This is a genomic window from Companilactobacillus sp. HBUAS56275, from assembly GCF_036913655.1.
GTDB lineage: Bacteria > Bacillota > Bacilli > Lactobacillales > Lactobacillaceae > Companilactobacillus > Companilactobacillus pullicola.
The window spans coordinates 72801-87786 of the sequence record NZ_JAYKKK010000007.1; the positions used below are offsets into that span (position 1 = coordinate 72801).

General features: G+C 36.1%; 16 protein-coding genes and 1 rRNA gene. 7 read left to right on the forward strand and 10 right to left on the reverse strand.

Going from position 1 to position 14986, the window contains the following annotated elements; all coding sequences use genetic code 11:
• Positions 1-375: 375 nt before the first annotated feature.
• The gene (locus U8526_RS12110; protein WP_334342224.1) at positions 376-618 is read right to left on the reverse strand and encodes a helix-turn-helix domain-containing protein; all 243 of its coding nucleotides are present in this window, start codon (positions 616-618) and stop codon (positions 376-378) included.
• A gap of 145 nt (positions 619-763) precedes the next feature.
• Here U8526_RS12110 and U8526_RS12115 point away from each other — a divergent pair, with 145 nt between their 5' ends.
• Positions 764-1000: a helix-turn-helix domain-containing protein gene (locus U8526_RS12115; protein WP_334342225.1), complete on the forward strand. Its 237-nt coding sequence runs from the start codon at positions 764-766 to the stop codon at positions 998-1000.
• Positions 1001-1085: 85 nt separating this feature from the next.
• Here U8526_RS12115 and U8526_RS12120 read toward each other — a convergent pair whose 3' ends face one another.
• Positions 1086-1592 (reverse strand): hypothetical protein, encoded by a 507-nt coding sequence (locus U8526_RS12120; protein WP_334342226.1) that lies wholly within the window; start codon positions 1590-1592, stop codon positions 1086-1088.
• Between the two features lie 578 nt (positions 1593-2170).
• On the opposite strand from U8526_RS12120, the gene U8526_RS12125 reads away from it, so the two are divergent.
• From U8526_RS12125 to U8526_RS12145, 5 genes are all read left to right on the forward strand, one after another.
• Positions 2171-3187, forward strand: coding sequence for an ABC transporter ATP-binding protein (locus U8526_RS12125; RefSeq protein ID WP_334342241.1), 1017 nt, complete (start codon positions 2171-2173; stop codon positions 3185-3187).
• On the forward strand, positions 3184-4158 hold the full coding sequence (locus U8526_RS12130; protein ID WP_334342227.1) for an ABC transporter ATP-binding protein: 975 nt from the start codon (positions 3184-3186) through the stop codon (positions 4156-4158). The genes U8526_RS12125 and U8526_RS12130 overlap by 4 nt, the downstream gene beginning before the upstream one ends.
• Entirely contained in the window at positions 4158-5117 is a 960-nt protein-coding gene (locus tag U8526_RS12135) for an ABC transporter permease (RefSeq protein ID WP_334342228.1), read from the forward strand. Before U8526_RS12130 ends, U8526_RS12135 begins: the two co-directional genes overlap by 1 nt.
• 14 nt (positions 5118-5131) lie before the next feature.
• A complete protein-coding gene (locus U8526_RS12140; protein ID WP_334342229.1) occupies positions 5132-6082 on the forward strand; it encodes an ABC transporter permease in 951 nt (316 codons plus the stop codon).
• A 129-nt stretch (positions 6083-6211) separates the two neighbouring features.
• Positions 6212-8032, forward strand: a complete 1821-nt coding sequence (locus tag U8526_RS12145) for an oligopeptide ABC transporter substrate-binding protein (RefSeq protein ID WP_334342230.1) — start codon at positions 6212-6214, stop codon at positions 8030-8032.
• 451 nt (positions 8033-8483) lie between these two features.
• On the opposite strand, the gene U8526_RS12150 is transcribed toward U8526_RS12145, so the two are convergent.
• From U8526_RS12150 to U8526_RS12160, 3 genes are all read right to left on the reverse strand, one after another.
• A complete protein-coding gene (locus U8526_RS12150; RefSeq protein ID WP_334342231.1) occupies positions 8484-9071 on the reverse strand; it encodes an NAD(P)H-binding protein in 588 nt (195 codons plus the stop codon).
• A gap of 21 nt (positions 9072-9092) precedes the next feature.
• Positions 9093-9548 (reverse strand): flavodoxin, encoded by a 456-nt coding sequence (locus U8526_RS12155; protein ID WP_334342232.1) that lies wholly within the window; start codon positions 9546-9548, stop codon positions 9093-9095.
• A gap of 346 nt (positions 9549-9894) precedes the next feature.
• Positions 9895-10515: an NAD(P)H-binding protein gene (locus tag U8526_RS12160; protein ID WP_334342233.1), complete on the reverse strand. Its 621-nt coding sequence runs from the start codon at positions 10513-10515 to the stop codon at positions 9895-9897.
• Positions 10516-10706: 191 nt separating this feature from the next.
• On the opposite strand from U8526_RS12160, the gene U8526_RS12165 reads away from it, so the two are divergent.
• Complete coding sequence (locus U8526_RS12165) at positions 10707-11276, forward strand: sugar O-acetyltransferase (protein WP_334342234.1); 570 nt, start codon at positions 10707-10709, stop codon at positions 11274-11276.
• Between the two features lie 176 nt (positions 11277-11452).
• Here U8526_RS12165 and U8526_RS12170 read toward each other — a convergent pair whose 3' ends face one another.
• The 5 genes from U8526_RS12170 to rrf all read right to left on the reverse strand — a co-directional run.
• On the reverse strand, positions 11453-12514 hold the full coding sequence (locus U8526_RS12170; RefSeq protein ID WP_334342235.1) for a baeRF8 domain-containing protein: 1062 nt from the start codon (positions 12512-12514) through the stop codon (positions 11453-11455).
• 130 nt (positions 12515-12644) lie between these two features.
• Positions 12645-13490: an aldo/keto reductase gene (locus U8526_RS12175; protein ID WP_334342236.1), complete on the reverse strand. Its 846-nt coding sequence runs from the start codon at positions 13488-13490 to the stop codon at positions 12645-12647.
• A gap of 65 nt (positions 13491-13555) precedes the next feature.
• On the reverse strand, positions 13556-14098 hold the full coding sequence (locus tag U8526_RS12180) for a GNAT family N-acetyltransferase (protein WP_334342237.1): 543 nt from the start codon (positions 14096-14098) through the stop codon (positions 13556-13558).
• Between the two features lie 107 nt (positions 14099-14205).
• The gene (locus U8526_RS12185; protein WP_334342238.1) at positions 14206-14715 is read right to left on the reverse strand and encodes a DoxX family protein; all 510 of its coding nucleotides are present in this window, start codon (positions 14713-14715) and stop codon (positions 14206-14208) included.
• Between the two features lie 189 nt (positions 14716-14904).
• Positions 14905-14986: ribosomal RNA gene (gene rrf / locus U8526_RS13015) — 5S ribosomal RNA — on the reverse strand; the annotation flags it as partial.

Consider the following 14986-nt stretch of genomic DNA (forward strand, 5'->3'; position numbering starts at 1 on the left):
TCAATAGGGACCGTTCTTATTTTATTATTTGAATTTTACAATAACTAATTAACAAAGCAGGATTTAGTCCGGAGCAACAAGAAAATTGGCTCAGCCATGAGATTTACCTTAGCAATTTATTGCTTAGGTAAAGGCCGAGCTTGAAGATCCATGATTTTTCACGAAGTGTAAAATCATTAGCTTCCAGTCGGCCCATGGCGTTCCAGCCAAATTTTCTTGTTGCGGAGGACGGAATTTTTACACTACAACCGCACTTTAGCAAGAATTTAATTTATTTTGTTTTTGACCTTTTTTAATTTAATTATTAAACAGTATAGATTTATTTATATAAAAGTATCTTCTAATACAACTAAATTGTTGAAGATATTTTTTCAATTATTTAGCTTTTAAATTCTGAAGAATCAACGTTTGGAGTTCTTTTAGATCAATTTCGTAAAAATCGGATAGTACAAATAAAAGTTCCCCATCGATGATTTTATTCTTATCCGTCTCAATGGCACTTAAAACTGACGTTGATGTCGTACAACCGTATTCTAATTTTGTTGAGTCAACTACTTGTTGTAGCGTTAAATTCTTCAGAAGTCTTTTTTTGCGCAAATACTTTCCAATAGTTATCATATGTCAAATATAACCTATACCTTTCATATATGATATTTTAACTTAAAATATGGATATTTCAAAAAAAGTTATTGAAAAAAATGAATTTCTAGTTTACCATATTCTTGTCCTTGATTAAGGAAAACTTAAAAAAAGGGAATTTATTATGTATAGCAATCAATATTTAAAAGCATACTTTACATTGAGAAACATCAAGCAAAATGATATTGCTAAGCTTCTCGACAAATCAACATCTACTATCCGTAGAAAAAACGATGACTTAGGATTCACTCAAAAAGAGATATTACTAATTCATAATAAATACAACATCCCAATTCAAGCATTCTTCTATGATGCAGATAATGACGATAAGGATAACTCCTCATTCCCAAAAAATTCTTAAAAATATTCATTTGAAATATGCCATCACTAGATAGTTTATTTCAATTCATAAAAAAAGTGCAAATTTTAATTTGCACTTTTTTTTATTATTTCTGATTTATGTCTTGCTGTAACTGTGTTAATTCACCATTATTAGAAAGTTTTTGATATTGCTGATAAGCTTGATACCAATTACCTTCACTTATAGCATTTCTCAAACCAGAATATTCTTCATTAGAAAAAATTTCTTGAGCGGCTTTTTGCGATTGTTCTTTTGTCAAAGCTGATGAGTCTTCAATTAGTGTTGCCGTCTTATCTTGACTATCGGCAGCTGACATAATTTCAGACATTTTTTTCTTGCCTAAAATTGAGGCAGCACGGTCGATCTTCTCATCTTTTTTAGAATCACCTGTCTTACGAGACTTAACTTTCTTAACTAATTCCGATTTAACGGCTTTGTCACTGGGCGTATCATTACCAGTCACATTTCTTAACATATTATTCAATGGAAAAAAGAAAACGATACATAAAACTACCAATACTACGAGTGAAATGATAATTGTTAAAATTAATGGTTTCTTACTTTTCTTTTGATGACGCATTTGTTGACGCATAAGATCACCCTTCTTCACGGATATATTACCACCATTTTCATTAAGAATTTAGTTTTAAATTCCGTGTTTTCATATTCTGACATGTCTATGATTGTGTTTCAATACATTTTGGTAACTAATTTTTTATGAAAATAATAAAAAAGTTTTTACGGGAGTTTCAGAAATTAATTTTTCTGAAGCTTCTTTTTTCTTTCTAAGATAATTGGTTCAAACCGCTGTCGTTATAACGTTAAAAAATTAGGCCGATTGTTCTCATTATACGTTCTATTAATCTCATTGGTATCAATAATTAGACCACTATCCTGAAAATATACGTATCGTCATTTATAAGTTAGTTTTTTTCTAATCTTTCTAATTTGATTGTATAGTCGTGTCATAAAGTTAAAAGAAACTTTATACCCTGATTATGAATAACTAATAAAGATTTTTAATATTTTTTTAATATTAGGGGTTGTAAATTAGAAAATGATTAACTATAATCGAACTCAATTATTAAAAAAGTTCAACAGAGCACTGGTGCAACCACACCTCTGTGTCTTAGGGTTTAAATAAGAAGATTATTAGAATCAGGAGGGGATATCTTGGAAACTACATCAGATTTTCTAAATATTAAGGATGTTAATACTGCTTTTAAGATTAACGGAAAATACTATGATGCTATCTCCCATATTAATCTCACAGTTAATCATGATGAGATTCTTGCCATTGTTGGTGAGTCTGGTTGTGGTAAAAGTACATTAGCCACAACTGTTATGGGATTGCATGATCCATCCGAAACAAAAATTTCAGGTGAAATTGATTTTGAAGGCACTGACCTACTAAAACTTGATGAAGCCGGGTACAACAATTTCCGAGGAGCTAAGATCGGAATGATTTTCCAAGATCCACTATCTGCTTTAAATCCTCTAAAAAGGATTGAAGATCAAATCAGTGAGGTCATGACTTATCACACTAAACTAACCGCTGATCAAAAACATGACCGCGTTTTGGAACTATTAAAAGAAGTAGGAATTGTTAATCCGCAAAGGACTGCTCGTCAATTTCCACATCAATTATCCGGTGGTATGCGTCAACGTGTAATCATCGCGATCGCCATTGCTTGTAAACCAGATTTAATCATCGCTGACGAACCAACTACAGCGCTTGATGTAACGATTCAGGCTCAAATCCTGGATGTTCTAAGAAAGATTCAAGCTGAGAACCACGCCGGTATTATCTTGATCACCCATGATTTGGGAGTTGTCGCTGAAACAGCTGATCGTGTTGCAGTTATGTACGCGGGACAAATTGTTGAGCAAGGCAGTGTTGAACAAATTTTCAATACACCTAAGCATCCCTACACACGTTCACTATTAAGATCAATGCCTCAGCGTGACAATCAAACCGATGATCTTTACGTAATTCAAGGAAATGTTCCTTCATTACAAAAGATGCCTCAAACAGGAGATCGATTTGCTCCACGTATTCCTTGGGTCAAACCTGAAGAACATGAAGCTAATCCAACAATGCATGAAGTAGAGCCTGGACATGAAGTTCGTTGTACTTGTTATAAGAACTTCTCATTTCCAGATCAGATTGGGAGTGTGAAAGCATGAGTTTAATTGAAATCAAAAATTTAAAAGTTCACTACCCTATCCGATCAGGATTTTGGAATCGCGTTACTGATTCTGTAAAGGCCGTCGATGGCATTAGTTTCAATATTGAAGCTGGTGAAACATACGGATTAGTTGGTGAATCTGGTTCAGGTAAATCAACTACCGGTAAATCAGTCGTAGGTCTAGAAAAAATAACAAGTGGTTCCATCATGTATCAAGGTAAAGATATTACCAAGAAACTTAATCGTAAGGAACTTGATTACAACCACGACGTACAAATGATTTTTCAGGATTCTCTTTCCAGTTTAAATCCTAGAAAAAGAATTGAAGATATTATCGCAGAACCATTAAGAAATTTCGAGCATTTAAGCAAGGATGAAGAAAAGTTAAGAGTTTTGCAACTACTAGATATCGTTGGTTTGGATCCCGATGCTTTATATAAATATCCTCATCAATTCTCTGGTGGTCAAAGACAACGTATCGGTGTTGCCCGTGCAGTTGCGACCAATCCCAAATTGATTATCGCTGACGAACCTGTTTCCGCTTTGGATCTTTCCGTTCAAGCTCAAGTTTTGAACTTCATGAAAAAGATCCAACGTGAATTTGGAATCTCTTACCTATTTATCTCTCATGACTTGGGTGTTGTCAGACATATGTGTAACAACATCGCCATTATGAACCGTGGTCGTCTAGTTGAAATTGGAACACGTGAAGACATTTATAATCATCCCGTTCACATCTACACTAAGCGTCTACTAGCTGCTATCCCTGAGACAAATGTTAATGATAGACAACAACATCGTGCTAATCGTTTAGCCGTCGAAGAAGTCTATCGTGAACAACAGGACAAGTACTATGACAAAGATGGTAAAGCTTTCCCATTAGTTCCAATTAGTCCAACTCATTCAGTTGCTCTACCAAAAGAAGTTGCCAACCAGATCATCAAACAAGAAGGAGAGGTGAAGGCATAATGTGGAAAACAGTTCTCCGTCGTATCATGATTATGATTCCTGAAGTTATTATTCTTAGTCTTCTAGTTTTCTTACTAGCTAAGGCAATGCCTGGTGATCCATTCACCGGTTCCATTAATCCAAAATCTGATCCTGCTCAAATTCATCATTTGATGGAAATGAATGGTTTGTATGATCCTTGGTACCAACAATATTGGAATTGGGTCGTTCATCTATTCCACGGTAACTTGGGTAACAGTTATCAATACCAAGAACCAGTTACTCGTTTAATTGGTGATCGTGCTGTTAATACTATTTGGTTAGCATTACTCACAACAATTCTTACTTACTGTTTTGCTTTACCAATGGGAATGTTCGCCGCTAAACATGAAGGTAAGCTTCCCGATAACATCGTTAGAATTTATACATATGTAACTTACAGTATTCCTTTCTTCGTTGTTTTAGTTATTGGTATTTGGATCTTCGGTTACGTTCTAAACTGGTTCCCAACAACAGGTTCCGTTTCCGCAACTGCTAATCCAGGGTTACCAACTGCTGGTTCTCACTTGTATCACATCTTACTACCAAGTATCTTGGGTGCATTGTTCGGTACCGTCAACGTTGTTCAATACCTTCGTTCAGAAGTTATTGATGCTAAACGTTCCGATTATGTCAGAACTGCACGTTCTAAAGGTGTTCCTGAAAAAGACATCTACAAACATCATATTTTTAGAAATTCATTATTACCTATCGCCGCATTTGCCGGTTATTCAATCACAGGTTTGTTGAATGGTTCTATCTTTACTGAAACAGTCTTCTCTTACCCAGGTATGGGATTACTATTTATCAATTCAATCAACTATCGTGATTACACTGTTATCACAGCTTTAGTTTTAATTTACGGAATTTTGAATCTATTGGGTACCCTACTTTCAGATATCATCCTAAGTATCGTTGATCCAAGAATCAGAATTGAATAGGGGGCCGTTAATTTATGGAAGAGAATCTAAATAAACATTCAAATATTTCAGCGGCTGACTTAGACCGTTTAAACAAAGAGGCTAACGAAGAAGCCACTCCATCATCTGCCAAGATTGTTTGGAACGAATTCAAGGCTGACAAACCTGCATTCATCTCTTTATTCATCGTTGTCGGTTTTATCCTCTTTGTTATGATTGCTTCACTCTTCATCAATACTCCAAAAATGATGGAGACTAACATTATGAATTACAACATTAGTCCTGGAACTAACGGTTATCTTTTAGGTGCTGATGCCGGTGGTCGATCTATTGCTCAACAACTTATCGTTGGTTCACGTAATTCAATTGGTATCGCTATTGGACTTACAATTATTTCTTCAGCTTTTGGTATCTGTTGGGGTCTAATTTCTGGTTACTTCAGTGGTTACATCGATTGGGGTATGCAACGTGTGTATGACTTCATGATGATGCTACCAATGACCATGATGATCATCGTTTTAGTTACAATCATCAGAAATTACAACGCAGTTTCACTAACATTGATCTTCTCCGTTTTCTATTGGGAAGGTACTTCACGTTTAATTCGTTCACGTACCCTTTCTGAATCGGAAAAAGATTACGTAGCTGCTTCCAGAACCTCAGGTACAGGCAGTTTCAAAATTATTTTTCGCGAGATCATGCCTAACATTTCATCATTGATTATCGTTGATACAACTTTATCTTTTGCTGAAAATATTGGTGTTGAAACAGGTCTTTCCTACTTGGGATTTGGTCTTCCAATTCAAACACCATCACTTGGTACTTTGATTGCTAACGCTAATGATCCTAATAACATCACCGAATATTGGTGGACATGGTTACCTGCCGCACTTTTGATCATCATACTTTGTTTAGCAATTAGTTATATCGGTCAAGTTGTCAGACGTTCAGCTGACGCATCTCAACGTCAAGGAGCTGCTGATTAATGACTCAATTAAAAAAATTAAGGGAGATGGTGCCTTCCTAATCATGATTCTTACATGTCTTCTTAACACAGTTTCATCACCAACTCAGTTTGGTAAAATATAGGGTTTTTAACTTAAGGGGGAAACACAATGGTTAAAACTAAAAATAAGGTTATTCTTTCAGCTGTGACACTTTTGGCTGCTGTCACACTAGCTGGTTGTTCTAACGGAAGTAGTAGCAGTTCATCATCAGGTACAACTGCTCAAATCAAATTAAAGCCATCATTTAAAAACAGTGATGCCACTGATAAAAATGCAACAAAGAACGGTACTTTGAAGTTGGCTGAAGTTGCTGACTCACCATTCCAAGGAATTTCTGATCCAGTCCTTGCTTCAAACGCTGCCGACTCACATGTATTTTCTCCTGGTGGTTTAAATAATTTGTTCAATGTCGACAAGAATTACAAGATCATCGATGGTGGTCTTGCTAATCAAAAACTTGATCGTAAAGCTAAAACAGCTACCATCACCATCCGTAGCAATGGTAAATGGTCAAACGGCGATCCTGTAACTGCGAAGGATGTTGAGTACGCTTATGAAGTCCTTGGTAATAAGGAATCTACAACAAGTCAATACTCTTCTGACTTTGAAAATATTGAAGGTATGGCCGAATACCATAAGGGAACTGCAAGTACTATCTCTGGTATCGAAATGCCAGATGGTGAAAAAGGTAAGAAAGTTGTTATTCACTTCAAGTCTATGTCACCAAGTATGAAATTCTCTGGTAACTCATTCATTTGGGGCGCTGCTGAGCCTTATGAATATATCAAGGATGTTCCTATTGCTAAACTTGCATCTTCAGAACAAATTCGTAAGAATCCTATCTTTACTGGTCCTTACAAGCTAGATAAGATTGTTGCTGGTGAATCAACAAGTTGGGTACCAAACCAATACTACTGGGGTAAGAAGGCCCAAATTGGCCACATTACTATCAACGTTGTTTCATCAAACAACATCGTTAAGGCTATCCAATCTAAGAAATATGATTCTGTAGTTCCTTCAGCTTCTGGTGAAGTTGGTGGTACTTCATACAAGAAATTGAAAGACCTTAAAGGTTATACCAAAGTTGGTCAACCTGCCCTATCATACAGTTACTTTGCCTTTAACTTAGGCCACTACGATACTAAGACTGGTAAGAACGTTGCTGATTCTAACAAGAAGATGGCTAATAAGAGTCTTCGTCAAGCTATGATGTACGCTCTAAATGTCGATGACATTGCTAAGAAGTTTGGTAATGGTGTTGCATGGCGTGGTAATACTTTGATTCCACCTGTATTTACTAAATACTACGACAAGTCAGCTAAGGGTTACTCATTAAACCTTAAGAAAGCTAACAAGTTACTTGATGACGCTGGATACAAGAAGCGTAACGGTAGCAAGTGGCGTTCAGATCCAAAGGGTAAGAAACTTACTATCTACTTCGGTGGAATGAGTGGTAATTCAATTACAGAGGCTACATATCAAGATTATCTACAACAATGGCATAAAGTTGGTTTGAACGTTAAGATGTACGGCGGCAAACCAATGGAAATGAATAGTTTCTACGACTTGCTACAAAAACCAAGTCAAAACAAGATTGACCTTTGGACAGCTGCATGGTCATTATCATCTGAACCATCACAATCACAACTTTATGGTGATACAGCTCCATTCAACATGGGTCACTTCGTAACTAAGAAGAATACTGAATTGATCAACAAGATGAACGATTCATCTGCTTGGAACGATAAAACACGTACTAAGACATTCAAAGAATGGCAAACATACATGAACGATCAAGCCGGTGTCGTACCAGAAGAATTCAACTACGTATGGCAACCAGTTAATAATCGTGTTAAAGGCTTCGACTTCAGTCCTGCCAATAACGAATTGTACAGTGATCTAACATTGACTTCTTCTAAGTTGAAGTAGTCAATGCAACTCCATTAATTAACTCCTCTCCCACATTACACACACATAATCAGTTAATTAATTGAAGAATCCCGACAAAAAAAAGCTTCTCAAGACTAGAAATAGTTTTGAGAAGCTTTTTGATTTGCGTAGGATGCCGTCCGGAGCAACAAGAAAATTTGGCTGGAACGCCATGGGCCGACTGGAAGCTAATAATTTTGCACTCCGTGCAAAATCATGGATCTTCAAGTTCGGCCTTTACCTAAGCAATAAATTGCTAAGGTAAATCTCATGGCTGAGCCAATTTTCTTGTTGCTCCGGACTAGTTTTGTTGTTCTATTATTTTATTCTTCTAAAATATTTGATAGTAAAGACAACGCTCATTAATCAATTTGGATAATTCTATATGCTTAATAAATACTGTTCTTTTAAATCACTATTCATTACTTGACTACTCGGGTTCAATAGCTATCTAGACAATCGGTGCATCTCGTTTAATTCCATCGCTAACGCCTACATTTTGTTTGGATAAATATGCTGGATCATCAATTATTTTTAAAATAAGTTCTGCTACACTCTTTCGTGAAATACTATTGCCCTGAACTGGCTTATTAGGCTGTGTAACCTGATAACGCACCTCATCCAAATTATTTAACCAGGCTAAACGTAAAACTGTGTAATCTAATCCTGATTGCTCGTACAACTGAGCTATCTTTGTTTCAATTTGATTAGCTGTCTTGCTATGTGTTCCTAAGTCACAAATGGAAATTACTCTGATAACTCCATTTGCCTGCATAGCTTTAATAATATTTTGTGTCGGAACAATGGACTTTGTAGTTCCTGTTAAGTCAAAAACAATATCTTGATCTTCAACTGCTGCTTCTACAGCTGAATCGTCTTTAACGTCCCCTTCAATCGCAATTGATTGATTGGTTAATAAATCATCAGCTCGTCCTTTTTCTCGCAGGAGCATCGTTAATTTGACGTCTGAGAATGCTTTATCGTTCAGTAACTGTGTTTCAACCAAACGAGCAATTTTTCCATTAGCTCCTAATATCAAAATATTCGTAAGGATTACCCCCTAATCAAATTGTTCAATAAATTTCTTCAATTGGGCATCGTTATTATTATATCTAAAACCATCCGTTACTTTACTTGTAGCGGCTAGTTTTCTGACATAAGGCATCGATTCATCAACACTTGAACCACCCGTCGTTGTAAATGGAATGACTGTCTTATTTGAAAAATCATATTTCTCAAAAAGACTGTAAAAAATCATCGGCACACGCCCATTCCAAGTTGGATATCCTAAGTAGATTGTATCGTATTTATCTAGGTTCGAAAGCGTAGTTTTTATTTGAGGATGGATCTGTTGTTCAAATTCTTTTTGAGCCACTGGAACATAATTACTGTAACCAGCAGGATAAGGAGTTTGCGGTACTAATTCAACAATGTCAGCACCAGATAACTCTTGAATCCTCTCTGCAGCCTTCTTAGTATTACCGGATAATGAAAAATAAATGATTAATTTTGCCATAGTTACACCTCTTGTAGGATATCCTATACCCTAAAGTTAGGTTTAGGTCAAGAGAGAGCGGAGCAGGCCCGCTTAGATTCTGAGCATTTGCCTAAGCACAGGAATCTGGCCTGCGAAGCTCGTTTCAAATGAGAGAGTGAAGTGAGGGCGATCAGCTCCCGAGGATTAAGACTACTTATCTCAGTCGGTAGCGAAGCACCAGCAGAGATAAGTTGACTTAACCGGAAGGAGTTACCCTCACGTAGCTCATTTCCACTATAAAGCATAGAACCATGGTTATTAACAAAAAAACAGAACAAAGTTACCATCCCATTAAGAACAGCACTCCATTCCGCTTTCCCAATAATTATTTAGCAGCAACAACTGCTCGACGACTAATCTCAACATTCTTATGAGATTCCAGTTTGCCATCGTTAACCAAACGCACCGCATAATCAACGACACTGTCATAAGAAACATCTTCACTAGTTGGATTCTCACCCTTATCTACCAAATCATAGTTAACATCCTTACCTGCATCTAAACGTGTTGCACGTAAGATCGTATAATTCAAATCAGAATCCTCAATCAACTCAACAGCTGTACGATATGGTTGTAAAAGAGCATCCTGTGCTAAATTGCCTGAAGCACCATCAGTGACAGGTATCTCATTGTAAAGACCCATTGATGTAATAAAGATCAAGCGTTTAATTTTCTTTGCCATCATCCCATCAATAACTCTTTGAACTGACAATCCTAAATTACTATCCGTTGCCATTAGAACAATATCGTTGCCATCCAGTGCTTGGTTTAGGACCTTATCATCTAAAACATCACCATGAACCTCACGTTCGCGTTTGTCATCGATCGATAAGACATTAGTATTACGAGCCAACAATGTTAAATAATCATCCGTCTCATCTAACAGCTGTTTCGTAACCTTTTGGCCAATTATTCCGGTTGCGCCAATTATTAATACGTTTGTCATACCCAATTACCCCCGACTTCTAATTTGTTCCGCCTCTATCCTAACTCTTTTTGAATAATCAGAACTAAATTCTTCATCGAAGTTTTTCATTTTTTTACATTGCATACCCTGTTTTCACACATATTTCAGTGTTTTCAAAAACTATGCTATGCTTAATGTACACTTTTATTTAAAAGAGGAGAGATTTGAGAATGGAAATTGAACAAGACCCTGCGTATCAGCAGATGATAAATGGAGAACTTTACTTAGAATCAAGACCATTGGTCAACTTGCGTAACGATGTACGAACAAAATTAATGGAATACAATTTGATCAGCGACAATGATCAAAGAAATGCCAAGATTAAAAGTTTAATGAAATCAGTTGGTAATAGATTTTTCGTTGAACCAACAATTTACTTTAGTTATGGTGTCAATATCACTATCGGTGATCACTTTTATGCTAATCACGATGTTATGCTTTGTGATGAAGGTAAAATCACTATTGGTAATGATGTTAAATTCGGTCCTAAGGTTGGTTTATATACACCTAAGCATCCCATGGACCCAGCTGTTCGTCGTACAGAAGCCGAAAGAACTGCCCCAATCACTATCGGAAACGATGTTTGGGTCGGAGGTAGCGCAAGTATTCTTCCAGGAGTAACTCTAGGAAACAATGTCATCGTTGGTGCAGGGTCAGTTGTTACTAAATCCTTCCCCGATAACGTAATCGTTGTTGGAAATCCTGCTCGTATTTTAAGAAAAAATGAACCTCAAGATTAATAATTCTAACAAAAGAGTTTGGGACATAACTATTTTAATTTCTAATATTGCAGCATAAACGCGGAACAAAAACACAACTTCTTCCGCTTAATCCAAATAAGGACGGTAACTCAAAATCGAGTTACCGTCCTTATTTACATTAATGCTCGGAAGCTAAACGTGTTTTGTCCCGCCCTTTAATATACAATGGCACTCATACTAGGTACGGCAGCATCTTTTGAATAAATAACCTGTGAATTGATTTTATTCAAAATTGATTGAACTAACATCTTATTATGCTCAACTGAATAAGAATTACCATCATTAAATGAGATCAACTCTTTAATATCCCTATTGTTCAAAGCAAAACTGATTGTGTCCAAATCATTGATCAATCGCTCTTGATTGTCGGCACGATGTAAATCATGTTTGATTTTTTCTACCAAAGCTACCGTTTCAAAATTCTTGTACTCATTGATTTGTTCTAGCATTTCTTTATGAGACAGATTAAGCATCGAGTTATGAATCACACCACCGATATACTTGCTATTCCCATAATTATTTAAGTAAACATCTAACACTTCTGGTAAGCCAGTCACAAGAAAGGTCGTCCCCTTACGTTGATGCATAGAATTCAATTTACGATCCAAATATAGATAGTAGATCAACTGATCCTTTTGTTGCTCCTCAGATTTAGAGCGATGTCCGTGGTAGTTAGCATTCTCGCCACCATATGAACCCACGTTGACATTAGCATTGGCATCGAAGTCTGGATAATAGTCTGCAAAATTACTGTGAACTCCCTCAAGTTCAACTTCTTTGAGATTATCCATATCGTAAACATTGATACGATCGCGGCTAATGTTAATTAAATAATCTGGATCAGAGCCGTTCTCTTCAGGTAGCAATAAGTCTTGAACTAAGAAAGTCGTTCCTACGTGCGCCTTAGGCAAAACTTGATGCTCCATACGTGAAATTTCCATAGATTCGTTATTAGCAAAAATAATCAACGCTCTTTTAGAAGTACTGAATAGCTGACGATCAAGCAATAAGTTTTCCAAACCTTCAACCGCTTGGTCCCACTGTCGTCTAGGATAATTTAATTCCAAATCCTTTTTGACATCTTTCAACAAATTCTTATAGTTGAGCATATTTTCTTCAATTTGAGGAGTTTCTGGATGAATTGGTAAGATAATGCTGATTTTTGGTTCCACATTTGAAGCTAAAAGTCTCATTAAGTTATCGTTATTTAATTTCATATTCCATCTCCTACTATTTAAAATCTTATAGTTAATATAAGTATATATTTATATTAACATGATACATATATTTATGTCCAATAATTTTAGGTACTAAAAAAGCCAGACATATTCTGCCCAGCTGTTTTTACTATCCTTGAGTAGGATTGTGGAAATGTGATGGCGCTGTATCAGGCATATTATTCAAAGTTTCCATGTCTTCAGCACTAATTTCAAAGTCCAATTTAGCATTAGCCTCGATGTGTTCCTTGTGGACAGCCTTTGGTAAAGGCAATACTCCGTTTTGAACGACAAATTGAATAGCCAATTGTGGAACACTGACATTATATTTCTTAGCAATCTTCAAAACATCTTGATTATTGATCAAACCACCAGTTGCTAATGGTGAATATGCTTCAACCAAGATATCATTTGCTTGTGCAAATTTAGTGATCTTAGGTTCTGTGAAACCAATATAATATTGAACTTGATTAACCATTGGTTTAACTGAGGCTACCTCTAAGATATTTTTTAAATCATGAACGTCAAAGTTTGATACACCAATAGCTTTAACGCGACCAGAATCATAGATTTTTTCCATTGCACGCCATATATCTTGATTCTGTTTGTCATAACTCGTTCCAATTTGACCCCATGGCCATGGAGCGTGAACCAAATATAGATCCAAGTAATCTAGATCAAGATTATCCATCGTCGTTTCGAAATCTTCTAGAGCTTTATCATAATTTTTCGTTTCGGCTGGCAATTTAGAAGTAACAAACAGGTCTTCGCGCTTAACACCAGAATCCTTAATACCCTGACCAACTTCTTTTTCATTTCCATAAACCAAAGCTGTATCAATGTGTCTGTAACCAGTGTCAATTGCAGTACGAACTGCTTGTCTAGCATTTCTTGCAGGAATCTGCCATGTACCAAAAGCAACTTTAGGAATTTTCACACCATTATAAATCTCAAATGTATCTGTTAATTTAGTCATAAAAATGCTCCTTCCATAATAGACAAGCTCATAATACTCCTTAGAGTTCACTCTAGGTCAAATATTTAGTCTAGTTTTTTCCAAGAAGTAATTGGTGACATCTCTTGAGAACGATCATTCAAATCTTTTTGTAACCAAGTCACATCTAACCAACGATTAAATTTGAAGCCTACTTTATGAAAAGTCCCTACTTCCTTATAGCCCCTTTTTTCATGAAACTTAATACTATTAGCATTCTCCTCTGTGACACAAGCCATTAAATTAACGACACCTTGCTTTTTCAAAATATCCTCAAGTTTTTGATAAAGAGCTGTGCCTAATCCGTGCCCCTTAAAGTTTTTATCTATATAGATACTAGCTTCTACTGTCCACGCGTAAGCTGCTCTGGGTCCATATAAATGGGCATACGCGTAGCCTAAAATCTTATCATTGTCATCTACCGCAACTAAATAGGGAAAATCTTGCGAAATATCACGAATACGTTGTTTAAAATTTTCTACAGATGGAATAACATCTTCAAAAGTTATTGTTGTATCAGTAATATAAGGTGCATAAATATCTAACAATGCTTGGGCATCATCCTCTGTAACACGTCTAATCCTTGTCATTCAATCTGCCTCTTTTTAATAGATTTAATAGTTTAATATTATAGTCTAACCAAAACTTTTTGGCATAAAAAAATTGCTGACTACATTAAGTAATCAACAATTTTTAATTAGTCCCAAATACCCGAACTTTTCTTTTGTTTAAAGATGTGAGTTCTGATCCAAGGAATAACCCAGTAGTCTAATCCAATTTTACCAGCATTGAATCCAGCAATAATAATGAAGTATTCTAGAAAAATATATTCAGGGTTAACTGAGATAGCTCCAGCTAACATATATGAGAAGTTCATCATTAAACCAAAGAATACAGCTGCTGTTGTTAAACAACCGAAGATCAAACCTAATCCAACAAGGAATTCACCCCATGAAACCATCAAGCTCATACCCTTATAATGAGGCAATATCGCACTCAACATGTCATTGAACCAAGGATAAAGCACTTTACCAGTAGGACCTTTAACGGGATTCTTAACGGCGTTACTAAGCAAACCCTTTACAGCTCCGGATGCACCGCCAGTGATTTTTTCCCATCCAGCCATTGTCCATAAGACACCTAGGTACACTCTAATAATAGCTAAAATAATTGAGGCAATTTTATTAGTACGTAAAAATTTTACCATAGTAGTATTTCCCCCTTCTTCTATAGCTTTTTACTCCCCTATTATACTTCTAATTGGGGCAAACAAGGTGGTTTTAGACTATACTTGTAGACTGAAATTTCAAAAAGTATACATATGTGTCTCTATGCGTTGAAAACGCTAGAAGACACAAAAAAAAGAGATCAACCTAAGTTGATCTCTTTATCATTAGCGTGGCAGCTACCTATCCTCGCGGGTAGTTTCCCACCAACTACTTTCGGCGTGGAGAAGCTTAACTTCTGTGTTCGGCATG